The sequence below is a fragment of the Sharpea azabuensis DSM 18934 genome (assembly GCF_000702165.1).
Lineage (GTDB): Bacteria > Bacillota_I > Bacilli_A > Erysipelotrichales > Coprobacillaceae > Sharpea > Sharpea azabuensis.
In genome coordinates, this window is record NZ_JNKU01000016.1 from 15,053 (window position 1) to 39,251 (window position 24,199).

Below are 24,199 nucleotides of genomic sequence, written 5' to 3' on the forward strand. Positions count from 1 at the left end.
CTTATTGTTCAGATTACTCTGCCAGGTTCAGGCACCTTCTACTAAGAGGGTTGCCACCACTTTAAAACGATCCGCATCTATGTGGTTCTTAATAAGAGCTTTTTTTATTGTCCATTTAGCATCATAACATAATCATCTAGACAAAGCAAGATAATTACACTACACGTACCTCAGTAACACCAGGTACTTCTTCAAGCATGATTTGTTCTACACCATCTTTAATCGTAACATCAACTAAACCACAGCCATTACATGCTCCAAATAATTGTACATAAACAATACCATCCTGGAACATTACAAACTGTATATCACCACCATCACGCATTAAATAAGGTCTGATCTTTTCAATAACTTCTTTACAAGCCTCTTCAATGTTTTTTGGTTCTGTATTCACATTATTATCCATAATATATACACCTCACGCTAGAAATTCTAACATACATGTGAGATTTTGAAAAGAAAGATGCTCATGAAGCGTGATATTGTTTTTCTTAGAATCATATTCAAAAAACGAAATGTATTTTCTATAGAAAGTAAATATGCTATAATGCACGTGATTGGAGGTAGTAAATGAGCTATCCTATCGAACCAGGTGACATCGTAACTGTCACTATCACTGGAATACAGCCATATGGTGCTTTTGCAGTGCTACCCGATCATACCAATGGTCTGATACACATTTCAGAAATCAGTGATTGCTTTGTTGCTGATGTGCATAGTTTTGTAGATATAGGCGACGAAGTGAGGGTCAAAGTCTTAGATATTGATCATCAATCGCATCAAGCTAAGCTTTCTCTAAAAGCAATGCATCGATATAAACGTCGTTACCGTCGTGCTGCTTCATTTAAGCGCTCACCGATTGTTGAAACACCAAAAGGGTTTGCTCCACTGAGAGAACAATTACCTCGATGGATCAAAAGAGGTATAACTAAGGAGGAAGATATATGATCCAGATTGATTTAAGTCAGGCTAAATTACCAGAATCAGTTGAATCCTATAAGGATAAAGTTGCCGAAATCCATAAAATGATTCACGAAAAAACTGGTGCTGGTAACGATTTCTTAGGTTGGGTTGAATTACCTACTGACTATGATAAGGATGAATTTGCAAGAATCCAGAAAAAGGCTAAGGAATTATCAGAAGAGATTGACGTATTACTCGTTTGTGGCATTGGCGGAAGTTATTTAGGTGCTCGTGCGGCAATCGAAGCAATCAATGGTTTATATCCTACTAATAAAGTACAGATTATCTATATTGGTAATACATTCTCATCTACTTACTTAGCTCAGGTTAAGAACTATGTAAAAGACAAGGAATTTGGTATCAATGTCATTTCTAAATCTGGTACAACAACTGAAACATCAGTAGCTTTTAGAATCTTCAAGGAATTACTTGAAGAAACAAAAGGCAAGGAAGTTGCTTCAAGACGTATTGTTGCAACAACTGATGCACATAAGGGTGCCCTTAAAACTTTAGCTGATCAGGAAGGCTATGAAGAATTCGTAGTACCTGATGATGTCGGTGGTCGTTATTCAGTATTGACTGCTGTAGGTCTATTCCCTATCGCTGTTGCTGGTATCGATATTGCTGAAATGATGAGAGGCGCAAAAGATTCTCAGGATAAATATAACGATGCCAATATCGAAACAAACGATGCTTACAAATATGCAATCGCACGTCAGCTTCTACACAAGAAAGGCTATGCAGCTGAAATGTTCGTTACATATGAATTACAGTTACAGCAGACTGCAGAATGGTGGAAACAGTTATTTGGAGAATCTGAAGGTAAAGAAGGCAAAGGTGTTTTACCAACATCTGGTACATTCTCTACAGACTTACACTCTTTAGGCCAGTTCATTCAGGAAGGAAGCAAAGTGCTTTTCGAAACAGTTTTAAAGGTTGCACAGCCTCAGTTAGACTTAACTGTTCCTAGTGATCCTGATAACTTAGACAACTTAAACTACTTAGCCGGCAAGACTGTTGACTATGTCAATAAGAAAGCTTGTGAAGGTACAATTGATGCACATTCAAATGTTGGTAACGTTCCTAACATTCAGCTTACAATTGACAAGATTGATGCCTATAACTTTGGTTACATGGTTTACTTCTTTGAAATTGCCTGTGCAATGAGTGTATACTTCTTGGGTGTTAACCCATTCAACCAGCCTGGTGTTGAAGTCTACAAGAAGAACATGTTCAAGTTACTTGGAAAACCTGGTTATTAAAATAAAGGAGCATTTCTGCTCCTTTTCTTTTACCTATTTTTCTTTTAAACAATTTGCTTTTGATCGTCCTACGCCATCAATATCATAAAACAGCAAATACCAGTTACATTAAATAGAATTTGTATCATCCTGCTGGTAATACATCCCCTAAGCTCAGGATAATAAGCAGCATAGCCTCCCTCTTGCAAATCTTTATGATTCCTAAGCGATATGGTAATTGCATGTAATCATTTAATTCCATATTTTCCTCCCTATCATTACCACTTCAAATTAGGTAAATATGTACGATTCCTATCTCAATATCAGTCTAAAAAATAAAAATAATTATCTTTCTTCTATGCATCTTCTATCATAAAAATCTATATAAACAAAAAAAATTCTCCAATCAGGAGAACTTGAACATTATAAGTGGAGCGGGTGATGGGAATCGAACCCACGTAGTCAGCTTGGAAGGCTGGAGTTCTACCATTGAACTACACCCGCATAAGATGGTGACTCGCAGGAGATTCGAACTCCTGACCCTCTGATTAAAAGTCAGATGCTCTACCGACTGAGCTAGCGAGTCATGATATAAAAGTGGCTGGGCTAGCTGGATTCGAACCAGCGAAATGACAGAGTCAAAGTCTGTTGCCTTACCGCTTGGCTATAGCCCAAGGATGGTGGGGAGGGACGGATTCGAACCATCGAACCAAAAGGAACTGAGTTACAGTCAGCCGCGTTTAGCCACTTCGCTACCTCCCCAGTATATGGTGCCGACTATAGGAATTGAACCCACAACCTACTGATTACAAGTCAGTTGCTCTACCAATTGAGCTAAGTCGGCAAATAAACAAATGGTGGGAGCTAACGGGCTCGAACCGCTGCCCCTCTGCTTGTAAGGCAGACGCTCTCCCAACTGAGCTAAGCTCCCATCACCAAGTGCTCACTTATAATACCATTAGATACTCTAAGTGTCAATAAAAAAAGAAAGATACTTTGAATTTTTTGTTACTTCTTTACCAAAACCAACATGGCTCATTGATAAGTTTTCCACCACCAAATCTTCACGACTTTGTGATTCCCGTTTACTTAAAGCCTTTTTTATGTCTAGGCATCTCTCTCAGATTCTTTATCATTTACTCTCATGTCCTATGTACACAAGTATTTCGACTCACTTGAGCCCCTTTTATTTTGCTTCCTAGACTTCATCAAACCCTTTGTAACATTATCCAAAGTATCTTCTTAATACCTAGAAGGAATTCTTTTTCCTCTTCCTTCTTTCTGACTAAATAATAATATAAATTGTAAGCGATTACAAGTATATTTATCGTTTTTCATAAAAAGAAAAAAGTAGGATGCAATCCTACTTTGACATTTTCTTGATGTCCTCATAAACATAGGAAATATCAGCTCTATGGTATTTGTCAAGTTCATAGAGCTTCTTAGTAATGCGTTCCATAATCTTAGGAATATACATTTCACTAGCTTCAATTAAAATCAAATAATGATCTTTTCCTGCCACACTTATACAATCCTCAGAGCGTAAGCCTGCTAACAATGCATTACGCAGCAAAGACATCGTTGATTCAAGGATACGATCCACCAAATCTTCATTCAGGCCTTTGTTATGTGGTGTCAGTTGCACATCAATGACATAGACGTCTTCATTACTACGCTTTATCCTTCTTGCTTCAAGCTGACAAAGTCTTGTAAATTCATCATTGGAACATTCAAAAGCAGTTTCTTCATTATCTTCAGCTAGTATTTCTTTAATATACGCAAAACCCTGCGTCCTTTTTTTGGCATCTAACAGTTTTGTAAGTTTCTCGCTAGGCTTTATTCCAAGATTCTTCGCAAAAAGCTTCTCGATTTGAGCATAGTACTTTCTTGCAATATCTTCATGCCCTTCATCCATATAACGTGAAATACCATAATAATATACACTCTCATTATATGGATCAATTTTCAAAAATTTCTTATAGATTTCTTCGAACTTATTATCAATCTTATTTTCATAATAATATTTAATTAAGGAAAGCATAACAGATAAAGCTTGTGTTTCAAGATATTGGTTCTCAGAATCTATCCAGTCATCCCCAGCAAGCATCGGTAACATTCTCCCCTTATAAAGAGCACTTGCCTTTTCATAAAATGTATGAACATCCTGCTTATCAGCAAATTTTGCACATTTAAGTGTATCAATGAATTCTTCTGCATCAACCAATACATCAATATTAGGATTCCAGTAATAAGAGCCTTTGGCATTCAAGATAAATTGCTCATCACCAAAGCTTTTCTTCAAAACACATCTGACCCTATATACCAATGCCTTTAAAGCATTAATGGGATCATTAGAATCATGATCATTGAACATAATATCAGCAGTTGTCGTATTGAAGATTTGTTTCTTTCTATTCAATATCAAATACGTCAGTAGTTTTGTGATTTGTTTTGACCGATAATCGTGATAAAGCAGTTTTTTTCCATTATATTCGATCTCAAATGATCCAAGAAGACTTACCTTCATTTTGTCGCCCATATTATGCCTCACCTCATGTATTCTATTTTACACAGTTTGCATCTTTTAGGCAATATCTCTTACAATACTGAATAAGTCCTTACTGACAATTTGTGATATAAATACTATCCCCCTCAAAAGAAAAGATACATGCATCACTGTATTCTGTCATATAAGCTTCATAATCAAATTTCTTCTGACTAAGAACCTTACTTATATCATTTAATCGAACAATGAGCTGTTTACCATTGTCCATAACAAAGCGGATACTTGTTGGATCAGCTGCTTTTGGAGAAAAAATAACATCGGATATCGAATTTCTTAAAATATAGGGTAATTGAATATATTGATCTGCAAAGGTCTGAATATGTTCCAAACTATCAAATGACATAAGACGTGGTGTTGATTCAAGCTTTTTTATAAAGTTGACATTGCTAACTTCTTCTACATGCGCCAGCTCATCTATGACATAGGTCTTATTTTGGAAAATTGCATAGGCAACAGGCTTAGCTTCCTGTATTTCAATACGCAAGCCTCCTGCAATTGTCTTGCTGACATGACATTTCTTGATCAGAGCATGTTTTTTAAGTTTGTTTTCAATATTCTTTGTACTTGTAAATAAGTAATATCCAGATGTTTCTTTTTGAATGGATGCTTTTACTTCATCTGCTTTTAAATTTACAAGACCTTTAACTTGTATAGACTGAATTTTTGATACGGGGCTAACAAAGTAAACAACAATAAGTCCAATAATAATACAGCTTATCAATAAATGACGACGTCTTCTGGCCTTTTTCGCTTTTACTTCAGCAAGATACTGCTTACGAGGATCATCATCATATTCATTATAATGAACTGCTGAAATTCTCGTTTTTCTTCTCTTGTGCTTACTCATAAGCTACTCCCAATTGACTAATATGACTTCTTTATGTAATTTCACACCAAACTGATCTTCAACTTTAGCTTGTACTAAATGAATAAGATCAAGAATATCTTTTGCTGAAGCATAGCCATTATTGACAATAAAATTCGAATGCTTAGGTGACACCTGCGCACCACCTATTTCAAATCCTCTTAAGCCTGCTTCATCAATATACTGCCAGGCCGACTTTCCTTCAGGATTACGGAATACAGAACCAGCACAGGCAAAATTCCAAGGTTGCGATGTCATGCGTCGTTCCTTACGTTTATCAAGCACGCTCTTGATAGCTGCTGGATCTTTGATTGTCATTTCAAATGTTGCATCAATAAGAATCCATTCTTTATGTTTCTGCAAGATGGATTGACGATAGCCAAATGCCATTTCTTCCTTATTGAGAATCATTAATTCATTATTTTCATTTAGAATTGTTGCTTCCTTAAACACATCAGCAATACAGTATTTATACGCGCCAGCATTCATATAAAGGCCACCGCCCATAGCCCCAGGAATACCACCCATAAATTCAAAGCCTGATAAGCCAAGTTTAGCAGCCTGATAGCTAAGTGCAATCATGCTGACACCAGCCTGTGCCTTAATAATATTCCCATTGACCTGATACTGATTAAAGCCATTTAACGAGATAATGATACCTTCATATTCACGATCACTAAATAATAAATCACTACCTCTACCAATAACCATATGTCTAATATGATTCTTTCTCACAAACTCCAAAAGTCTTTTTAAAGCTTCCATATCCTTTACTTCAATAAAGAAGCGCGCAGGACCACCCACTTTATAAGTCGTATGCTTATACATTGGTTCATTTTCTACAACCTTGCCAACATCATTATCTCTTAGAAATTCTTTTACCAGCATTTCATCCATATCACTTTTCCACCAATCTTAAAATTTCTTGATAAATATCACGACATGCATTTGGCTTGCCAAGTTTGCTTGCTGCCTCTTTCAATGCATACTGCTTTGCCTTATCATTCATAATCTGATCAATTGCCTTCACAAGACGATCACCATCCAAATCTTTTTCAAGAATCATTTCGCAAGCACCTTGATCACAAAGCTCACGTGCATTATATTCCTGATGATTCGCAACAACATAAGGAGAAGGAATGAGTATTGCAGGTGTACCTAAAGACGTAATTTCTGCAAGAGTCGTTGCTCCCGCACGGCTGACTGCTAAATCACTTGAAGCAAGGACACTTGGCATATCATCAATATAAGGAACAATATGAATGGATGCATTTAATGGCCCGCACATTTCCATCATCTCATCAAAATGTGTCTTGCCTGTAGCATAAATGACATCATATGGCGCATTTTCCATCTTTTTAAGGGCATCAGCCATGGCTTTATTAATGGATGCTGATCCCAATGATCCCATGACAATAACAACCACCTTGCGATCAAGATCAATATGATAGATATCATGAACATCTTTTAACACTTTATTATGTACTGTTGAAGCACGTGGATTACCGAGCAATTTTGTCTTTTCTTTTGGAAAGCTCTCCAATGCTTTTTCATAACAGCAAATTATTTCATCAACCTTATTAATGAGGATTTTGTTTGTCAAACCAATGATGGAATTCTGTTCATGAATCATTGTCTTAATATGCTTTTGGCTTGCCGCTAGAACAATGGATGCACTAGGATAACCACCAAAACCAATGACAATATCCGGCTTAAATTCTTTCAATATTTTCTTACTCGTAGATAATGATTTTAAGAATAAGAAGGCATTTTTTGCCTTTTGCAAAGGATTTCCAACCATTCCTTTTACATGCAGTCCTCTATAGGCATAGCCAAGCTGAGGTACAACCTCACTTTCAAGACGGTCCGTTGTTCCAACAAAAAGAAACTCAGAACTTGGATCCTGTTCCTTTATATAGTCCACTAACGCCAAAGCAGGATAAAGATGTCCACCTGTTCCTCCTGCACTTACAATTATTCTCACAGTATACTCCTCCTTAAAAAAAGCAGCTAGTTTAGCTGCTTTACGATTTCCTTAAACATTTCACCACGTTCTTCCATATTATGGAATTCATCGAATGAACTTGTTGATGGTGAAAGCAATACAATATCGCCATTTTCAGCAATCTCATAGGCTTTCATGATAGCATCTTTCATATGTTTTTCACAGTATGTATGAGGATGATGCATGTCTTTTGCGAAACGTTCACCAGCTTCACCGAAAGTTATTAATGCCTTAATTGAATCATTATATTGAGCAACATCATCGAGCGGTAAACCCTTTTCATGACCACCCATTAAAAGGATGACCGGCTTTTCAAAAGCCTTAACAGCAATGACTGTTGCATCCGTATTTGTACCTTTTGAGTCATTATAATACTGTACACCATTAACTGTTGTAACATACTCAATACGATGTTCAACACCAGGGAATTCAGCAATACCATCATGAATCTCTTTAAGGCTTAACCCTCGATGAGCTAAGACAATAATAGCAACCATAATATTAGCAACATTATGCAAACCAACAATCTTGATTTCATCACGGTCAATGACCTTTTCACCATGATAATAGATTGTTCTATCTTTCAGCATACAATCCGCATTTTGCATTAATGAGAATGTCTCAATTGTACTTGGGATTGGAAAGCGTCCTGTATAAGTTTTTAAGTTTTCATCATCAAGATTGAGAATATAGAGATCATTTGCATCCTGATTCTCATAGATGCGCATCTTACTTGCATAATATTCATCAAGTGAATCCATATAATCAAGATGATCAGGTGTTAAATTTAAAACAGAAGCAATCTCTGGATGAAATTGATCAATATCTAGTAACTGGAAATTACTCATTTCAATGATAACTTCGTGCATGCTTTCCTCATATAGCTTGTAATCCATCACTACATCACAATAAGGAATACCATAATTACCACAGATATGAACATTCTTATGATATTGATTTAAAATATCATAGATGAGCTTAACTGTTGTTGTTTTGCCATTTGTTCCTGTAATTGCAATATAGTGTTGTTTTTTAGCAACTTGATAGGCAAGCTCTATTTCTGTATAGACAGGAATGCCACGTTCCTTTAAACGCAGGATAAATGGCTTATGGTAGTTGATGCCAGGATTCTTAATCGCTAAGTCATAGTCGCCTTCAACAACCTCATCGACATGACCAGAGATGACTTGAATGCCACGTTTCTGATACTCCTCGACACCTTCAATATCTTCAAGCTTCTTTGATTCACTAATCGTAATCTGTGCACCAAAATGTTCTAGCAAGCGCACTGCTGCCTTACCACTTTTAGCAAGCCCTAAGACAAGCACTTTTTTATTCTTGAGATCCATTTACATCACCCCTAAAAGAATACCAGCAATACCAGCAATAAAACCAACAAGATAGAAAACAATAACAACCTTTACTTCTGACCAGCCACACATTTCAAAATGATGGTGAACAGGCGCCATTTTAAAGACACGTTTTCCTCTTGTCTTAAAACTTACAACCTGAATAATAACAGATAATGTTTCAAGAAGTGGCACAATACCAATGATAAGTAATAGTAATTCTTGCTTTGTCACAATCGCCATAGCTGCTAAAAAGCCACCAAGGGCAAGCGAGCCACAATCACCCATAAAGATCCTTGCTGGATGATAATTGAAATATAAGAAGCCAACAAGTGCACCAAGTAATGTTACAGCTGTAATTGCTACATCAGTTTGCTTGTTCATTAAAGCAAATAAGACAAATGGTGCAATGGCAATCATTGAAACACCTGTTGCAAGGCCATCCAAGCCATCCGTTAAATTGACTGCATTACTTTCTGCTGTAAACATAAAATAGACAAGAATAGGATAGAACCAGCCAAAGTTCACTGTTGTGTTGATAAAATGTAAAGTCACTTCGGTATTAAATCCTGGTAGGAATGCTTTTGCAAGAAAATAGAAAGCAATCGCAAAGATTGACTGTAAGCCATATTTATAAGCTGGCTTTAAGCCAATATTTGAATGTCTAACGACAATTAAGAAATCATCAATAAAACCAATAAAACCAAATGATATAAGTGCAAATATCAATAGATTCACAGCAGCTGACTGAATGAAAGTAATATTAATAAGATATGTTACGACTGCTGTGACAAGAATAAAGGCAATACCACCCATTGTTGGTGTTCCACCTTTTTTCTTATGTGAGGCAAGTCCTTCCTCCCTTTCAACCTGCCCAAATTTAAGTTTATGCAAATAAGGAATGAATTTTGGCATCACAATAAGCATCAAAACCATCGCTACTGCAAAGCTTAAAATCATTTTAATCGTTGTCATTTTCCCCTTCTCCTTTTAACGCGTTTAATATAGCACAATTTTTAAGAAGAAACAATGTCTATCACTTTGCATGAAGCTTGATTGTCATACCTGGTGTCAGCTTTGTCCCTTTATTGACATCTTGCTGATAAATAGTACCTACACCCTCTATTTCAATCTTTGTATTCGATAATTCTCCAAAAGCTTCAGCATCCTTACGACTCCAGTTCAGCATTGAAGGCATTGTGATATTTGCGCCATCCGTTCTTAGCATGACATGAGTGCTACTTGCCACTTCATTACCAGAAGCTGGATATTGGCCGATAACACTTGTGCCATCACCAATGATAATCGGTGTTACTGAATGCTTACCCAATTCCTGCGAAACAAAGTTCGTTGACTGATTGATATAGCTCTTTAGCTTATATGTTGTTGATTGAATCGTTTTCTTATTACCAGCAACAACATTTAGTGATGATTTCATCATATCTTTGACAATTTGACCAGCTTCATCTGTACCACTTGCATCATTTTGCCACCAGATAATAATTTCGACTCTTGGATCATCATATGGTGCCAAGCCAGCAAATAAATGTGTATGGAAGTCAGCAGAGTAGCCGCCCTTGACAGCAATCTGACCAGTACCTGTTTTCCCAATGATTTCTACTTCATCACTTTTATATGGAGTACCAGTGCCTTCTCCGCTATTGACAATCCCGCTTAATAAGCTACGCATCTGATCAATCGCACTGTCCGTGAAAATTTGCTTAGATGTCGTTGTTTTCCCTTTATAAAGCGTTTTATTTGTATCAGGATTAACAACCTTATCTACAATATAGGGTTCAACAGTGCGTCCCTTATTCGCAAAGACAGAATAAGCTCTTAAAAGTTGCAAGGCAGTTACAGAAGAGCCCTGACCAAAGCCAGTTGTCACATAGCTCAAGCTCTTGCTTTTACCATCAAAGCCTCTAACACCAGAACCACTCACTAAGCCATCAATCTTGCTTGCTTTAAAAAAGCCTAGATCACTGTAGTCCTGAATCAATGATTGCATATCACTCTTTTCTAACAAGATATGACAAATAGCTGTATTAGAAGAATGATAGAGACCTTGTTCATATGTGATGGTACCCCAGCCTACTTTATTATGATCATGAATTGTCGCAACGAGCTTATTTGCCGACATAAAATTAAAATGTCCCGATACATATGTTTCTTTTAAATTCAGTTTGCCATCACTTAAGGCATTGGCATAGACAAAGCTCTTGAAAACTGATCCTGGCTCAATAGCCATATTCATGAATTTATCTTCATAACTTGTAAAGTTTCTTTTATTAGGATCAAAGGATGGATAATTGCTGATGGCAAGAATACGTCCCGTCTTGGCATCCATGATGGCACATGCTGATGCTGATGATTTGACATTTTCAGAAAACTCTTTCATGGCACTATCTAATTGTGTCTGCAATGAAGAATTGATTGTCATATAGACATCATTACCATCAGTAGCCTTCGTTGTTAAAAGTGGATCACCAGGTAACTGGTTCTTGTTTGCATCAGCAAGATAGACTGTTTTTCCGTTTTTGCCAGAAAGCCAGCTATTATATGTTTTTTCAATGCCCATTTGTCCCACGATTGTATAGGGATCATTAGCATCCTTCAAGCCAGCATAGCCAACTTCATAAGATGCGAAATCTCCAAATTCATAGTTACGTGATGTCACTTCAGTCCATTCTAACCCTGTTAAATTCTGGGCATCAATTTGTTTTTTTGTCAACGCCGATACATTCTTACCAACATTACCAAATTCTACCTGATAAGATGTTTTCTTCAGCTTATTGTAAATATAGTCATAGCTTGTACCAAGATATTTTGCGAGAACTCGTGCTGTTTTTTCTTTATCCTGTACATATGCAGGTTCTTTTTTGGCCGTTAGATGTTTTGTTGACAATATAGCAACAAGATTATATTTCTTGACATCTGTCGCAATTACCTTTTTATCAGATGTGTAAATCGTCCCACGTCGAGCCTGAATAATTTTTGTTGTCTGTGATCCCCCTCTTGCTTTTGCAAAGTCCCTGATATGTGCCTGTGAGACAAGTGTTTTGCCCGTCACAGTTAAATAGACAATATTAAAAGCAAGCAATAAAACAATAAAAGCAAAGAGATAATAAATCATCTTTGCGTACTTAAATTTGGATTTTTTCATTTATGCTCATCAACTCCTACAACATTTGCTGAAACAGAAGACTGCTGATATGTATAGCCCTTCTTTTCAGCAATTTCCTTTACGCGTGAAAAGGAAGAGAGTTTCTGCTTCTGAATTTTTAGACCGTCGATATCTGTTTTTAGTGTGGTCATTTCTTCCTGTACTTTCTTACTCTGAGCATTGATATTAATCTCTTGTGAATTTAAGAAAATTGTACTCACCAAAAAAAGAATAAATGAACATACTAATAATCTCATCGCAAATCTAAAAATTTTTGGATTTCTTTTCTTACTCTTTCTCATCTTCCTTTACCCTCTCAACGACGCGCAATTTAGCTGAATGCGAACGATAGTTTTCTTGTAATTCTGCCTCTGTTGCTGTAATCGGTTTTCTTGTCACTTTCTTAAATCTTGGCTGCATGTTATCTGGAATAACTGCAATATTTTTTGGTATTTCTGGCATGCTGGTAATCTCATTAAAGGTGTATTTCGCAATCTTGTCTTCTAGCGATTGGAAAGTTATAACGCTTACACGTCCACCAATATTAAGCATGCTTAATGCATCATTCAAACTTTTCTCAAAGACATTGAGCTCATCATTCACTTCAATACGGATAGCCTGAAATGTGCGTTTGGCTGGATGCCCGCCCGTTCTTCTTGCCCTTGCAGGGATTGCCTGCTTGACAATTTCAACAAGTTCAAACGTTGTTTGAATTGGTTTTTTTGCACGTTCCTGCTCAATATGTCGAGCGATGCTCTTTGCAAATTTCTCGTCACCATATTTATAAAGAATACGCACAAGATCACTATAGCTATAGTTATTTACAACATCATAAGCTGATAAGCTCTGATGCTGATTCATGCGCATATCCAACGGTCCATCAAAGCGATAAGAAAACCCTCTTGACTCTTCATCAAACTGTGGCGATGAAACACCTAAATCATAGAGAACACCATCAACCTTCTCAACACCTAGTTCATGCAGTTTGGTTTTGATATTGACGAAATTGCTATTGATGATGGTGAAATGATCGGATATGTCTTGTAATCTTGTCGTTGCCGCCTCAATAGCATGATCATCCTGATCAAAGCAATAGAGATGGCCAGTTGTTAGTCTTTTAAGGATTTCTTCTGAGTGACCCCCACCACCCAAAGTACAATCCACATAAAGACCATCTTCTTTAATATTCAGCGATTCAATTGCTTCATTCAACAATACACTCTTATGTTCAAACATTACTCTTCTTCCATTTCATCTAGCATTTCTGACAAACTATCAAAATCATCATTATTGGCATCAATATACTGATCCCAAGCTTCCTCATTCCATATTTCCATATGATCGCCTGAGCCAACAATGACACAGGCTTTCTCTAAATGCGCATGTTCTCTTAATAAGGCAGGAATATTTATACGTCCCATCTTATCAAATTCACATTCAGAGACACGCGAAGTGACTAAACGCAAGAATGCACGGGCACTTTTCTTGTTCTGTTTGAGCTTAGAAAGCTTGGCGTAGTAATTTTGCCACCCTTCCTCATTATAGACATTCAAACAGCCATCATTACCAATCGTGACATAGACATTACCTGGACACTGAGCACGTAATTTGGCTGGAATACTTAATCGACCTTTTGCATCTAAATTGTGTCGGTATTCCCCAAAGAACATACTCACTCCCCACTTCCTGACATTTTTTGACACTTCATGCCACTATTATACCAATTACGCCCACCCTTGTATAGATTTGATGGTCAATTTCAAAAAATAAAAAAGTCTATTCACATATATCATGCAAATAGACAAAAAAAGAGTGGCGCAAAGCCACTCAGATATTCATTATGTTTACGATTATTTTACTTTAACACCATCGTAAGAACCACAATGCTTACATACTCTATGAGAAAGTTTTAACTGTCCACATTCTGGACATACAACAACAGTTGGTGCCTTTAACTTGTCATGAGTTCTTCTCTTATCTCTTCTTGTGCTTGATACTCTTCTAGCTGGTACTGCCATAGTTCTACCTCCTTATTTGTCCTTAAAGTAATCTTTAAGCTTTGCAAGCCTTGGATCGATTGGATCCTCTTCTTCTAGATCTTCTTCGTCAAGGACTTGCCATCCCTGACCATTACGTTTCATTGTTGCGCCTTCCTTGACTACACGCATTGGGACTTCCATCATGATTTCTGTCCAAATGACAGATGTTAGATCAGCAACATTCTTTCTTGCTTCAATAACCTCTTCGTCTTCTTCCGGCTTATAAAAGGCAAATGTTTCCATTTCATTAATCTCAAAAGGATAATCAACATCTTCCAATGAGATTGCGCAAGGAACAATCATTGTACCCTTTACATGCAAGTCTACATAAAGACGATCCGACTTAATGTCATAGCGCCCATGCCCTCTTGCTTCAACGTCCTTTAAGCCATTGATTCTAGATAAGTTATAGAACATTTCTTCAGGGAATGTTAATGACTCTTCAAAATCGAATTCGCCGTTCTTCTGTTTTTGTAACCACTGTTTATTCCATTTCAAAATCGTCACCCTCTATAACTGCATGTCTCATTATAAGCAAAGCGCCTCTATAAGTCAATCAAAAAATACATGATTATAGGGCGACTTGTCAAGTTTTTCCTCCTTCTCTTCTACTCTTTTTTTATCTTTCATGCTAAACTGATACAAGCGAGGTAAAAAGCATGAGAATTCTAGGAATTGTTGCTGAATATAATCCATTTCATAAAGGCCACCTTTATCACTTAAAGCAGGCTCAAGAACGCATCAAACCCGAGGTTACGATTGTTGTTATGAGTGGCAGCTTTGTACAAAGAGGAGAAGTGGCAATTGTTGATAAATGGATCAGAAGTCAGATTGCTGTGGAATATGGTGTGGACTTAGTTGTTGAATTGCCAACAGTTTACACTCTTGAATCAGCCGATTATTTTGCCAAAAGCAGTATTGCACTTCTTCATCTCTTAGGTGTCACAGATATCGTCTTTGGCAGCGAGACAGGAGATATCCAACAATTCAATGATATCGCCCATACTATCCAAAATCATAACGAAGAATACAACACACTTGTCAAAGAAGCGATGCAAAAAGGTTTGCGTTATCCCGATGCATGCAATCAGGCTTTAAGCACACTCATGCATAAAGAAGTCAGAACGCCCAATGACCTACTTGCCCTTGCCTATACAAAGGAAGTTGTTTTCAATAACTACCCTATTCACCTTCATGCCATTAAGCGCACCAGTGATTATCACAGTGAAACAATCGAAACATTTGCAAGTGCTACAGCACTTAGAAAAGCCCTTAGAGAAAAGAAAGATGTCTCTTCCCAGCTTCCTGGCTATGTATATTATAAGGATAGGGTTTTACTTGATATGGATGCTTTCTTCCCCTATCTCAAATACAATATCCTCATGAATGATCAGCTTGCTAACATACATTTAGTTGATGAAGGGATTGAGAACTTGCTGAAAGAATCAATTCAAAAAGCAAAGACGATCAATGAACTCATTGACCTTCTTTCAAGCAAGCGTTATACAAGAGCACGCATTGCAAGAATGCTATCCCACATTCTTCTCAACAATACAAAAGATGAAGTTATAAAGGCGATGCACTTTTCACAAATTCGTCCTCTCGCCTTCTCGAAAGAAGGAGCACGCTATCTTAGACAAATCAAGAAAAGCTGCCCGCTTCCTATTACGACAAAGATTCTTAATAAAAAAGACCCGATGTATCATATCGAAGCTAAAGCAACCAGTCTGATTGGTCTTGTTGATCCTGAATTGATTGCAAAAGAAAAGAAAAGCATTCCCTATATAAAAAGGACTCATGAGTGAGTCCTTTTTGGTGCTGATAAGAGAAATACAGTAATCATAATCATCATAAAGCCTACACCATCAATCCAGCTTAATGGTGTATGCAGCCAGACCAGGCCAAGAATTGCTGCTGTTAAAGGTTCAAGCGAGCCAATGATGCTGCCATAGACAGGACCAATTTCCTTTACGCCAGTTAAGAAGAATGTAAAGGCAAAGGCTGTTCCCACAACGACCATCAAGATGACACCTAGCCAGCCAGCAAAATCAAGAGGCACATAGAGCTTCCATGACTGGACAAAGAGCGTCATGATGATGCCGCCCACAAGCATGCCTATGCCAATAACAGGCATTGAGCCAAACTTCTTCATAAGCTGAACTGGTAAAATCGTATAGACACAACAAGCAAAAGCCGTCAACAAACCAAAGAAGAGCGCTTTTGGTGAAATGGAGAGTGAAGTCAATGAACCATGTGTAGCCACAATAAAGGTGCCTGCAATGGCAAGAATGATACAGATGAATTCGACAAGTGTTGGAAGCTTACGATGGGTAAGACATACAAAGATCATGATCATTACCGGATTGAGATTTTGAAGAACGGTCGCTGTAGCAGCATTGGATAGACGAATAGTTGTCAAATAGGCTAGTTGTACAAAGGCAAGACCTGCTAAGGCAAAGACGATCTCAACAGCCATATCCTTCTTACTTTTAAGTAAGTTTCTTGTAGCATGAGGCATGGTCATCATTGAAACTATACATAAGATAATCCCGGCAAATATCATACGCACACTCACTAGCCAAGGCGCATTGACATGATAGGTTTCAAAGAGATGCTGTCCCATCGAGCCAGAAAACCCCCAGCTTACTGCACCAATAATTGTATAAAGAAATCCCTTTTTCATTGATATGTCCCCCATTGCCTTTAAATTATACATAAGCTTTCTCAAATTACTAGATATATTATGAGAAGTCATGAAAAAAGGACTAGCTGAGATGCGCTAGTCCTTTGTTATGTTATTGTCTGATCACCGCATTGAATTCTTTCTTGACTCTTTCAAGAATCGCATGCATAGCTTTTGTAATGGATTCTTCATCAAGTGTCTTTGCAGGATCCTGGAAGCGTAATGAAATGGCAATAGATTTCTTGCCTTCTTCTACATGTTCCCCTTCATAGACATCGAAGATCTTTGCATCAACAAGAATTTTCGCTGACTTGAGAATCGTCGTTAAGATGTCCTGAGCAGGTGTTGTAGCATCGACAACAAGCGCCAAGTCACGGCTTACTTCAGGATATGTAGGAATAGCTGTAAACTTAAGCGCACTTGTACGTAAGTTCAAGATTTCTGTTAAGTTCAATTCTGCTACATAGACTTCACCAACGCCATAAGCTTTGGCCTTAGCTGGATGTACTTCACCAATCACACCAACGATTTTCTTACCAAAGCGAATATAGCCACTTCTTCCTGGATGGAAGTCTTTGTTTTCTCTTTCAACCTTTGTGAATGTATAACGCTTATTTGAAATACCAAGCTTATCAAATAACGTTTCCACAAAGCCTTTGACAAGATAGAAATCAACTGGCTTGCTTTCATTCAACCAAGGAATATCGACATAATGTCCTGTGCAAGCAATCGCTAAGTTAGAGATTTCTTTATCCTGACGTGAATATGTATTGGCTAATTCAAAGATATTGACATCCTTATTAGAATGATCAAGGTTATATTTAATTGTTGATAATAAAGCAGGCAATAATGACTTTCTGACTACAGCACGTTCTTCATTGAGCGGTGACATGAGGGCAACTGTTTCTTCATTGTCATGGAAGAGATTGAAGTCGTTGACTGTTTCTGTACTTGTAAGTGTATATGTCAAAACTTCATGTAAGCCTAGATCAGCCAATGTCTTTCTGATCATCTTTTCCTTGGCCTGCTTATCTGACAAGATACCTTCGGTCATACTCATGAATGGTAATGTGTTAGGAAGGTTGTCATAGCCATAAAGTCTCGCAACTTCTTCTGTTAAATCAGCATCCATGGAAATATCATTACGATATGTAGGAATTGTGACTTTGAAGTTTTCTCCATCACTTTCATATGAGAAATGTAGGCGATCAAAGACATCAGCAATCTCCTGAGCAGTAAATGATGTACCCAGAAGACCATTTGTACGGGCAACTGAAGTTTCAACAACCTTTGGTTCAATAGAAAGTGGAGTATGAACGCTCTTATAGACTTCTTTTGCATCAGCAAGCTGAACAAGCAAGTCAGCACAACGATCGAGTACATGAAGACTGTTGGCTGTATCAATAGCACCCTTGATATAATGCTGAGAGGCATCGGTTAAAAGATTAAGACGTCTTGCTGTGGCACGTAGGGTTGCTCCATCGAATGTTGCGGCTTCAATGACGATATTTGTTGTTGTATCATCAATCTTGGTACTTTCTGCACCCATCACACCAGCAATACAGCCAATACCATCATCAGTAGAAACAATGATATCACTTGGTTCAATCTTGTAAGATTCGCCATCAAGCATTGTTTCTTCTGTGTCAAAGCCAGTTTTAATTGTGAAAGCTTTCTTAGTAAGCTTGTCATAATCATACATATGAATAGGCTGACCTGTTTCTACCATGACAAAGTTAGAAATATCAACGATGTTGTTGATTGGTTTAATACCTGAAGCAAGCAGGTAGTTTCTAAGCCAAGCAGGTGATTCATGTGTGCTTACGCCCTTAACAAGCTTTGCACCAAAGAAAGGACATAAATTTGTTTCAACATGAACCTCAATTTCACTTTCTTTTTCATCATACTTCTTGACTTCTGGATAAGTCACTTCTCTATTTAATAATGCAGCTACTTCATGAGCTAGGCTTGTCATTGCCATACAATCACTACGGTTAGGTGTTAAGCCAATATCCATAATAAAGTCATCAAGACCTAAATAGCTTAATGCTTCAACACCTACTGGTGCATCCTGGTCTAATACATGAATACCAGCCTTATCTTCTTCTCTTAAGAGTCTCTGGTCTTCAATTAATTCTGCAATCGAACAAATCATTCCATTCGATTCAGCACCACGGATCTTGCCTGCAGAAATCTTACCGGCATGAAGTTCACAGCCAGGTAATGCCACAATAACCTTTTCACCAGCAGCAACATTAGGTGCACCACAGACAATCTGTGTCACTTCACCAGGTGCCACTTCCACCTGACAAATATGTAAATGATCACTATCAGGATGATCAATACATTCCTTGACATAACCAACAACTAACTTCGTACCAAGCGCTAATGGATAATGTCCTTCTACTTCATGACCAATTCGAGTAATCTTTTCAGCTAATTCTTCAGGATTCTGATCATCAACCTTAACATATTGATTCAATAATTTATAACTTGCTAACATGTTATTCCTCCCCACTAAACTGATTTAAGAATCTCAAATCATCATTATAGAAATCTCTAATATTATCAATGTCATATTTCAGCATTGCTACTCTTTCAAGACCAATACCAAAGGCAAAGCCCTGCCACTCTTTAGGATCATAGCCACACATTTCAAGAACATGTGGGTTGACCATACCAGCACCTAGGATTTCAATCCAGCCGGTACCCTTACACATCGAACAGCCCTTGCCGCCACAGTTACCACAGCTAATATCAACTTCAACTGATGGTTCAGTAAATGGGAAATAAGAAGGTCTTAAACGAATTTCACGCTTTTCCCCAAACATCTTTTTTACAAATAATTCCAATGTTCCTTTTAAGTCAGCCATTGTAATATTCTTATCAACAACCAATCCTTCACACTGGGCAAACTGATGAGAATGTGTTGCATCATCATCATCACGACGATAAGTCTTACCAGGACAGATGACTTTAATTGGCTGTGCTCCACCATTAGCAATCTTATCCAACATAACATGGGCCTGTACTGGTGATGTATGAGTACGCATAAGTGTATTTTCATCAATATAGAATGTATCCTGCATATCTCTAGCAGGATGACCCTTAGGGAGATTCATTAACTCGAAGTTATAATGATCAGTTTCTACTTCAGGTCCTTCAGCTACTTCATAACCCATTCCTAAGAATAAGTTCTCCAAGTCATTCTTGACAATGGTGATAGGATGCAATGAGCCAGCAGGTAATCTTCTTGAAGGTAAGGAAATATCAATATCTTCACTTTCAATCTTTGCTTCAAGAGCTAAAGCTTCAAGTTCAGCTTTCTTAGCTTCAACCTTCTTCGCAATGGATTGCTTAACTTCATTTGAAATCTTACCAAAGTTAGCTCTTTCTTCCTTGCTCATGTCACGCATTTGTTTCATTGCTGCCTGAATTGGTGATTTCTTACCAAGATAAGCAACACGTGCATCATTCAGTTCTTTCAGATCAGCAGCTTCCTGAATCTTTTTCAGGGCTTCTTCACCGATACGTTTCAACTCGTCCATATTCTTCCTCCTAGACAAAATAAAAAAGTCGCTCCAGCTAGGAACGACTGATATCGCGGTACCATCCTAATTCATGTCAATAGACATGCTCTTGATTGACTTTAACGCAGTTTCACGGCGAGGATTGGTCGCTCTCCAAGATGAATTCAGTAATCTATCTCATAGAAGATTTCCACCAGCCTCTTCCTCTCTGTACGCCTTTAATTACTTACTACTTCTCTTCATCGATTTATGTGACTATTATAATCAAAAGTTTAGGCTTTATCAAGCCATTATTTAACGCTTGATAGCTTCATCCTTCTTAAAATAGTGTCCTCTAAACTCCGCATTGATCTGAGAGAGTTCTTTCAGCCCTTCAACATAATCATCATACATATCTGCCAAACCACCATCAAAGCCTTCACAGTCAACATCAACACCTAGTGATTCTCTGACAATTCTAAGACGTTCTTCGCGAGTAGTATTCTTGATAAGATAGCGATCAGCACTTGTTGGTGTGACGAAGGTTGTCTCTTCTTGAATAGCGACTTCTTCAACATGTGGTTCTTCTCTTGGTGCAACAGGCTGATTAACAGCTACACTCTCCCCTTCTGTATCATAAATCATATGACCTGTATGAACAATGGAGAGCACAAATTCTCTTTCTTTCTCACCTTTATGATAGATACCTTTATAAAGAGAGAGATAATCATTATATGTTTCTTCAATAATCTCTAAATCAAATGATTCATGTTTATTGATAAACTTCACTAAGTCATGACGTTTACCTTTAATCTTGTCCCCATCAATCTTATAGATTGTAAGTTCACTAGCTTCTAAATCAACATCTTCAAAGAAGACTTTGCCTTCAAGCTTTTCTTCTCCTTTATAATATCCATCTTCAAATAAGATTCTTAAACGATTACCCACAAGATCCATATGTTCCATATGGGCCTTTTCTAATGTATAGGGTAATTGATAATGAATCTTCTTTCTAATTGTCTGCATTGTTTTGCCTCCCTTATAGTTTTGAAAGTAAATGTGGTATGAATATGGCTAGGCCAATGATTGCTGAAGCAATAGCACTCACTAAGACTGCTCCTGCCGCTCCGTCTTTAGCCAGTTTCGCAAGTTCATGATAGTCAGGTGAAGCTAAGTCAACAACGGCTTCTATAGCTGTATTGACAAGCTCAAGTGAGATCACTAAGCCAAACAAGACCATACAGATCAGCCATTCTGTCTTTGTCAGCTGAAAATAAATACCACATAGAATAACCGCAATCATAAATCCTAAATGTATCTTGATATTACGCTCCTTCTTGATTGTCGCTACAATGCCCATAAAGGCATGATAGAAACTCTTGCTTAATGGCTGTCTCATGAAATCACCACATTTCTATCCAATCTCGCACCTAGTACATAACGTCTTGGATCATCATGGGTTAAGCATGTTGAAAGCATGAGTAGTGGTGCTTCTTCTTTACTGACTTCGCTAACCTGCGCTGCTTTGTTCTGCATTGCCGAAATAACTTCCTGATAACTTGCATTGTTGTAATAAAGTGGACTATTGGCATTGAGGACACGTCCAACATAAGTTGTATAGACATTGACACTACCATCTGGTAAATACAAATAGACTTTATTATATTTCTTAAACGTATCACTTTCGACAAAATATCTTAAGTCATGAAAACGTGAGCCATTTTTCATATTATGCCCATAGATGACTGTCTGGACATCTTTGAAATTGGCATTATTGACATTTTCCACAAACAGTTCTCCGGCAAAGGAATACTGTTTATCAATATTGTGATGTAAATAGGTATCATTGTTGGCACCCTTAAGAACAACTTCATCAATCTTTGTCCCTGGGATATAAAGCCAGCCTACGACATCCGCATTCTTTTGTTTTAAGGCTGTAAAGTCTATTTTACGCTTTAAAGGGTCATTGGAATCGTCAATTTGTTTGACATAAGTCTCTTTAACAGCTTTTGTATCTTTGTCCACCTTATAATATTTAAAGCCAATCGTTACGAGATTATAGGCGGCATAGAGAAAAATTCCTAAAAAGATGACCAGCAAGATTTTTCTGATAACTTCTTTCATACAATAACCTTTCACGCTCTAATAAGTGATATTAAAGCCCTTTTCTCTTGAATCTACTGGCATTTCGTGCATTTCAACATTTGTGATATCAATCCAGCGTTCATTACGCATACGGACAATAAAACGGTTGATGACGGACTGTTCACCCTGGAGTTCACATTCAACACGCCCATCATAGAGATTACGACACCAGCCAGTTAGTCCTAGTTCATTGGCAATCATGCTGGCACGAAAACGAAAGCCAACACCCTGTACTTCGCCACTAAAATAAATATGTTCTCTTACCATCATTATTCCTCCCGATATGTATACATGACAATTGCTGCGGCAATGCCAACATTGAGTGATTCCATATTGTTGATAGGAATATAAAGTCGTTCATCACAGAGATCTGCAATCTCATCATGCATGCCATTACCTTCATTTCCCATCACAAAAGCCATATAATCTTTCTTCTTGATATCATGAATATCTTTCACATTTCTGAGTGCTGTACCAACGACTTCAACACCATCCTGCTTGAGTTGAGGGATGATTGTCTTCAAGTCTTCGACAATAATAGGAAGACGGAAGATGGCTCCCTGGGTCGCTCTTAAGACCTTTTCGTTATAAAGATCCACTGTATCAGGTGAAAGAATTACCTGATCATAGCCTAAGGCAAGGGCTGTTCTTAGGATGGTGCCAAGATTGCCTGGATCTTGAATACAGTCTAAAAGAAGTGAACGCTGTTGTTTTTGATAAGTGTAAGCCAGTTTCTTGCAGACAGCCATATAAGGCTGCGGTGTCTTCGTCGTAGCGAGTTTATGCATGACTGCATCACTCACATAAAGCAGTTCACAATCAGCCTGATAGTTTTGATCAGTTGTAATGATTGTTATGGCTAGGTTATGTTTAATAGCTTCTTCAACCATATGTTTGCCTTCCACAAGAAAAAGGCCTTTTTCATCACGTTGTTTTTTCTTATGCAAGGCATTAATTTCCTTAATGCGTGGATTATTAACTGAAGTAATCATATTTATAAAGCTCCCCTTAATTGTTCATGCCAGTAGTCATAATCAGGCATCCGTTTATAGACTTCTTGATAGAAAGTTTTGGAATGATTAGAAACAAGGAAATGGCACAATTCATGAATAATAACACTATCAATCACTCTTGTATCAAAGTGCACCAGCATGCAGTTAAAGGCCACTTCCTGACGTTCATAATAGCAGCTCCCCCATCGTGAGCGATAAGGCTTAACGATAATACGGGGCATACTCAAAGCAAAGTCATGTTGAAGATAATAGCTGATGCGTGTTTGAAGATAGCCATAAAGCTTCCTAGCTAAATACTGACTTAAGGTCTTTTCAAAATCATAAGAATGAATATCAAGACAATTGCCATGTTCTTCAACAATAGCACGCTGATCAACAACATGTTTTAACGCATAGCGTTTCCCAAATACATAGACAAAGCCCCCATCTTGGAAATCATAGAGTGGCTTGAATGCTTCAATTGCTTTTACAAACTTCTCCTCATGTTTCTTCAAAAACGCTTCTACCACGGAAGTCTCAACATGGTAAGGCGCATGAACTTCTATGACGCCACCACGCACCGTGGCACTCATGGAACGCATTTTACGCCTGCTTAAATAATATGGATATTGTTTCCCTTTTAATTCTATATAACTCATACCTCCATTATAAAGAAAAA

At 37.6% G+C, this 24,199-nt stretch carries 25 protein-coding genes, 6 tRNA genes and 1 other annotated feature; of the genes, 3 read left to right on the plus strand and 28 right to left on the minus strand.

The window, feature by feature from the left end:
• Positions 1–154 precede the first annotated feature (154 nt).
• Positions 155–406 carry a NifU family protein gene (locus tag T529_RS0104725; RefSeq protein WP_051646856.1) on the minus strand — a complete coding sequence of 84 codons (252 nt, stop codon included), beginning with the start codon at positions 404–406 and terminating at the stop codon, positions 155–157.
• Positions 407–570: 164 nt separating this feature from the next.
• Between T529_RS0104725 and T529_RS0104730 the strand changes: the two genes are divergently transcribed.
• Together T529_RS0104730 and T529_RS0104735 are read left to right on the plus strand one after the other, a co-directional pair.
• Positions 571–948 (plus strand): CvfD/Ygs/GSP13 family RNA-binding post-transcriptional regulator, encoded by a 378-nt coding sequence (locus tag T529_RS0104730; protein WP_033162473.1) that lies wholly within the window; start codon positions 571–573, stop codon positions 946–948.
• Positions 945–2,225, plus strand: coding sequence for a glucose-6-phosphate isomerase (locus tag T529_RS0104735; RefSeq protein WP_033162474.1), 1,281 nt, complete (start codon positions 945–947; stop codon positions 2,223–2,225). The genes T529_RS0104730 and T529_RS0104735 overlap by 4 nt, the downstream gene beginning before the upstream one ends.
• A 409-nt stretch (positions 2,226–2,634) precedes the next feature.
• On the opposite strand, the gene T529_RS0104740 is transcribed toward T529_RS0104735, so the two are convergent.
• The 18 genes from T529_RS0104740 to T529_RS0104825 all read right to left on the minus strand — a co-directional run bounded on the left by T529_RS0104740 (position 2,635) and on the right by T529_RS0104825 (position 14,698).
• Positions 2,635–2,708 (minus strand) — tRNA-Gly (locus T529_RS0104740).
• A 6-nt stretch (positions 2,709–2,714) separates the two neighbouring features.
• Positions 2,715–2,790: transfer RNA gene (locus tag T529_RS0104745), tRNA-Lys, on the minus strand.
• 12 nt (positions 2,791–2,802) lie between these two features.
• Positions 2,803–2,878, minus strand: a tRNA-Gln gene (locus T529_RS0104750).
• A gap of 4 nt (positions 2,879–2,882) precedes the next feature.
• Positions 2,883–2,966: transfer RNA gene (locus T529_RS0104755), tRNA-Tyr, on the minus strand.
• Between the two features lie 6 nt (positions 2,967–2,972).
• Positions 2,973–3,048 (minus strand) — tRNA-Thr (locus T529_RS0104760).
• Positions 3,049–3,059: 11 nt separating this feature from the next.
• Positions 3,060–3,135 (minus strand) — tRNA-Val (locus T529_RS0104765).
• Between the two features lie 432 nt (positions 3,136–3,567).
• Positions 3,568–4,743 (minus strand): AfsR/SARP family transcriptional regulator, encoded by a 1,176-nt coding sequence (locus T529_RS0104770; protein ID WP_033162475.1) that lies wholly within the window; start codon positions 4,741–4,743, stop codon positions 3,568–3,570.
• A 79-nt stretch (positions 4,744–4,822) separates the two neighbouring features.
• Positions 4,823–5,617, minus strand: a complete 795-nt coding sequence (locus tag T529_RS0104775) for a cell division protein FtsQ/DivIB (protein ID WP_051646857.1) — start codon at positions 5,615–5,617, stop codon at positions 4,823–4,825.
• 3 nt (positions 5,618–5,620) lie between these two features.
• Entirely contained in the window at positions 5,621–6,532 is a 912-nt protein-coding gene (murB, locus tag T529_RS0104780) for a UDP-N-acetylmuramate dehydrogenase (RefSeq protein ID WP_033162476.1), read from the minus strand.
• A 1-nt stretch (position 6,533) separates the two neighbouring features.
• Positions 6,534–7,619 carry an undecaprenyldiphospho-muramoylpentapeptide beta-N-acetylglucosaminyltransferase gene (gene murG / locus T529_RS0104785; protein WP_033162477.1) on the minus strand — a complete coding sequence of 362 codons (1,086 nt, stop codon included), beginning with the start codon at positions 7,617–7,619 and terminating at the stop codon, positions 6,534–6,536.
• A 26-nt stretch (positions 7,620–7,645) separates the two neighbouring features.
• Entirely contained in the window at positions 7,646–8,989 is a 1,344-nt protein-coding gene (murD, locus tag T529_RS0104790; protein ID WP_033162478.1) for a UDP-N-acetylmuramoyl-L-alanine--D-glutamate ligase, read from the minus strand.
• A complete protein-coding gene (gene mraY, locus T529_RS0104795; RefSeq protein ID WP_033162479.1) occupies positions 8,990–9,964 on the minus strand; it encodes a phospho-N-acetylmuramoyl-pentapeptide-transferase in 975 nt (324 codons plus the stop codon). It abuts the gene before it with no gap.
• 61 nt (positions 9,965–10,025) lie between these two features.
• The gene (locus T529_RS0104800; protein ID WP_033162480.1) at positions 10,026–12,152 is read right to left on the minus strand and encodes a penicillin-binding protein; all 2,127 of its coding nucleotides are present in this window, start codon (positions 12,150–12,152) and stop codon (positions 10,026–10,028) included.
• Complete coding sequence (locus tag T529_RS0104805) at positions 12,149–12,454, minus strand: FtsB/FtsL family cell division protein (RefSeq protein WP_074731340.1); 306 nt, start codon at positions 12,452–12,454, stop codon at positions 12,149–12,151. The genes T529_RS0104800 and T529_RS0104805 overlap by 4 nt, the downstream gene beginning before the upstream one ends.
• Positions 12,441–13,388 carry a 16S rRNA (cytosine(1402)-N(4))-methyltransferase RsmH gene (rsmH, locus tag T529_RS0104810; protein ID WP_033162481.1) on the minus strand — a complete coding sequence of 316 codons (948 nt, stop codon included), beginning with the start codon at positions 13,386–13,388 and terminating at the stop codon, positions 12,441–12,443. The genes T529_RS0104805 and rsmH overlap by 14 nt, the downstream gene beginning before the upstream one ends.
• Positions 13,388–13,822, minus strand: a complete 435-nt coding sequence (gene mraZ, locus T529_RS0104815; protein ID WP_033162482.1) for a division/cell wall cluster transcriptional repressor MraZ — start codon at positions 13,820–13,822, stop codon at positions 13,388–13,390. Before mraZ ends, rsmH begins: the two co-directional genes overlap by 1 nt.
• Positions 13,823–14,002: 180 nt before the next feature.
• On the minus strand, positions 14,003–14,170 hold the full coding sequence (rpmF, locus tag T529_RS0104820) for a 50S ribosomal protein L32 (RefSeq protein WP_033162483.1): 168 nt from the start codon (positions 14,168–14,170) through the stop codon (positions 14,003–14,005).
• A gap of 12 nt (positions 14,171–14,182) precedes the next feature.
• Positions 14,183–14,698 (minus strand): YceD family protein, encoded by a 516-nt coding sequence (locus T529_RS0104825; protein ID WP_238560780.1) that lies wholly within the window; start codon positions 14,696–14,698, stop codon positions 14,183–14,185.
• A 152-nt stretch (positions 14,699–14,850) separates the two neighbouring features.
• On the opposite strand from T529_RS0104825, the gene T529_RS0104830 reads away from it, so the two are divergent.
• On the plus strand, positions 14,851–15,996 hold the full coding sequence (locus T529_RS0104830; protein ID WP_033162485.1) for a nucleotidyltransferase: 1,146 nt from the start codon (positions 14,851–14,853) through the stop codon (positions 15,994–15,996).
• Here T529_RS0104830 and T529_RS0104835 read toward each other — a convergent pair.
• The 9 genes from T529_RS0104835 to T529_RS0104875 all read right to left on the minus strand — a co-directional run bounded on the left by T529_RS0104835 (position 15,987) and on the right by T529_RS0104875 (position 24,179).
• Entirely contained in the window at positions 15,987–16,874 is an 888-nt protein-coding gene (locus T529_RS0104835; protein ID WP_051646858.1) for a DMT family transporter, read from the minus strand. The two genes, T529_RS0104830 and T529_RS0104835, sit on opposite strands and share 10 nt — an antisense overlap.
• 112 nt (positions 16,875–16,986) lie before the next feature.
• Positions 16,987–19,377 (minus strand): phenylalanine--tRNA ligase subunit beta, encoded by a 2,391-nt coding sequence (gene pheT / locus T529_RS0104840; RefSeq protein WP_033162487.1) that lies wholly within the window; start codon positions 19,375–19,377, stop codon positions 16,987–16,989.
• 1 nt (position 19,378) lies between these two features.
• On the minus strand, positions 19,379–20,422 hold the full coding sequence (gene pheS / locus T529_RS0104845; protein ID WP_033162488.1) for a phenylalanine--tRNA ligase subunit alpha: 1,044 nt from the start codon (positions 20,420–20,422) through the stop codon (positions 19,379–19,381).
• Between the two features lie 36 nt (positions 20,423–20,458).
• Positions 20,459–20,656 (minus strand) — a binding site (T-box leader).
• Positions 20,657–20,698: 42 nt separating this feature from the next.
• Positions 20,699–21,409 carry a hypothetical protein gene (locus tag T529_RS13470; RefSeq protein WP_238560781.1) on the minus strand — a complete coding sequence of 237 codons (711 nt, stop codon included), beginning with the start codon at positions 21,407–21,409 and terminating at the stop codon, positions 20,699–20,701.
• Positions 21,410–21,422: 13 nt separating this feature from the next.
• The gene (locus T529_RS0104855) at positions 21,423–21,782 is read right to left on the minus strand and encodes a diacylglycerol kinase family protein (protein ID WP_033162489.1); all 360 of its coding nucleotides are present in this window, start codon (positions 21,780–21,782) and stop codon (positions 21,423–21,425) included.
• The gene (locus T529_RS0104860; RefSeq protein ID WP_033162490.1) at positions 21,779–22,507 is read right to left on the minus strand and encodes a class B sortase; all 729 of its coding nucleotides are present in this window, start codon (positions 22,505–22,507) and stop codon (positions 21,779–21,781) included. The genes T529_RS0104855 and T529_RS0104860 overlap by 4 nt, the downstream gene beginning before the upstream one ends.
• Positions 22,508–22,525: 18 nt before the next feature.
• Entirely contained in the window at positions 22,526–22,798 is a 273-nt protein-coding gene (locus tag T529_RS0104865; protein ID WP_033162491.1) for an acylphosphatase, read from the minus strand.
• Positions 22,798–23,520, minus strand: a complete 723-nt coding sequence (locus T529_RS0104870; protein WP_033162492.1) for a TrmH family RNA methyltransferase — start codon at positions 23,518–23,520, stop codon at positions 22,798–22,800. Before T529_RS0104870 ends, T529_RS0104865 begins: the two co-directional genes overlap by 1 nt.
• A gap of 2 nt (positions 23,521–23,522) precedes the next feature.
• On the minus strand, positions 23,523–24,179 hold the full coding sequence (locus tag T529_RS0104875) for a M48 family metallopeptidase (RefSeq protein ID WP_081823065.1): 657 nt from the start codon (positions 24,177–24,179) through the stop codon (positions 23,523–23,525).
• Positions 24,180–24,199 lie beyond the last annotated feature (20 nt).

Bases quoted from the DNA above. Each gene is read 5' to 3' on its own strand.
- T529_RS0104830 (WP_033162485.1), top strand. From the start codon at position 14,851: ATGAGAATTCTAGGAATTGTTGCTGAATATAATCCATTTCATAAAGGC.
- murD (WP_033162478.1), bottom strand. From the start codon at position 8,989: ATGGATCTCAAGAATAAAAAAGTGCTTGTCTTAGGGCTTGCTAAAAGT.
- T529_RS0104805 (WP_074731340.1), bottom strand. From the start codon at position 12,454: ATGAGAAAGAGTAAGAAAAGAAATCCAAAAATTTTTAGATTTGCGATG.
- T529_RS0104855 (WP_033162489.1), bottom strand. From the start codon at position 21,782: ATGAGACAGCCATTAAGCAAGAGTTTCTATCATGCCTTTATGGGCATT.
- T529_RS0104735 (WP_033162474.1), top strand. From the start codon at position 945: ATGATCCAGATTGATTTAAGTCAGGCTAAATTACCAGAATCAGTTGAA.
- pheS (WP_033162488.1), bottom strand. From the start codon at position 20,422: ATGGACGAGTTGAAACGTATCGGTGAAGAAGCCCTGAAAAAGATTCAG.
- T529_RS0104725 (WP_051646856.1), bottom strand. From the start codon at position 406: ATGGATAATAATGTGAATACAGAACCAAAAAACATTGAAGAGGCTTGT.
- T529_RS0104800 (WP_033162480.1), bottom strand. From the start codon at position 12,152: ATGAAAAAATCCAAATTTAAGTACGCAAAGATGATTTATTATCTCTTT.
- T529_RS0104860 (WP_033162490.1), bottom strand. From the start codon at position 22,507: ATGAAAGAAGTTATCAGAAAAATCTTGCTGGTCATCTTTTTAGGAATT.
- rpmF (WP_033162483.1), bottom strand. From the start codon at position 14,170: ATGGCAGTACCAGCTAGAAGAGTATCAAGCACAAGAAGAGATAAGAGA.
- T529_RS0104870 (WP_033162492.1), bottom strand. From the start codon at position 23,520: ATGATTACTTCAGTTAATAATCCACGCATTAAGGAAATTAATGCCTTG.
- murB (WP_033162476.1), bottom strand. From the start codon at position 6,532: ATGGATGAAATGCTGGTAAAAGAATTTCTAAGAGATAATGATGTTGGC.
- mraZ (WP_033162482.1), bottom strand. From the start codon at position 13,822: ATGTTCTTTGGGGAATACCGACACAATTTAGATGCAAAAGGTCGATTA.
- T529_RS13470 (WP_238560781.1), bottom strand. From the start codon at position 21,409: ATGCAGACAATTAGAAAGAAGATTCATTATCAATTACCCTATACATTA.
- rsmH (WP_033162481.1), bottom strand. From the start codon at position 13,388: ATGTTTGAACATAAGAGTGTATTGTTGAATGAAGCAATTGAATCGCTG.
- T529_RS0104865 (WP_033162491.1), bottom strand. From the start codon at position 22,798: ATGATGGTAAGAGAACATATTTATTTTAGTGGCGAAGTACAGGGTGTT.
- T529_RS0104770 (WP_033162475.1), bottom strand. From the start codon at position 4,743: ATGGGCGACAAAATGAAGGTAAGTCTTCTTGGATCATTTGAGATCGAA.
- T529_RS0104835 (WP_051646858.1), bottom strand. From the start codon at position 16,874: ATGAAAAAGGGATTTCTTTATACAATTATTGGTGCAGTAAGCTGGGGG.
- T529_RS0104875 (WP_081823065.1), bottom strand. From the start codon at position 24,179: ATGAGTTATATAGAATTAAAAGGGAAACAATATCCATATTATTTAAGC.
- T529_RS0104730 (WP_033162473.1), top strand. From the start codon at position 571: ATGAGCTATCCTATCGAACCAGGTGACATCGTAACTGTCACTATCACT.
- T529_RS0104775 (WP_051646857.1), bottom strand. From the start codon at position 5,617: ATGAGTAAGCACAAGAGAAGAAAAACGAGAATTTCAGCAGTTCATTAT.
- pheT (WP_033162487.1), bottom strand. From the start codon at position 19,377: ATGTTAGCAAGTTATAAATTATTGAATCAATATGTTAAGGTTGATGAT.
- mraY (WP_033162479.1), bottom strand. From the start codon at position 9,964: ATGACAACGATTAAAATGATTTTAAGCTTTGCAGTAGCGATGGTTTTG.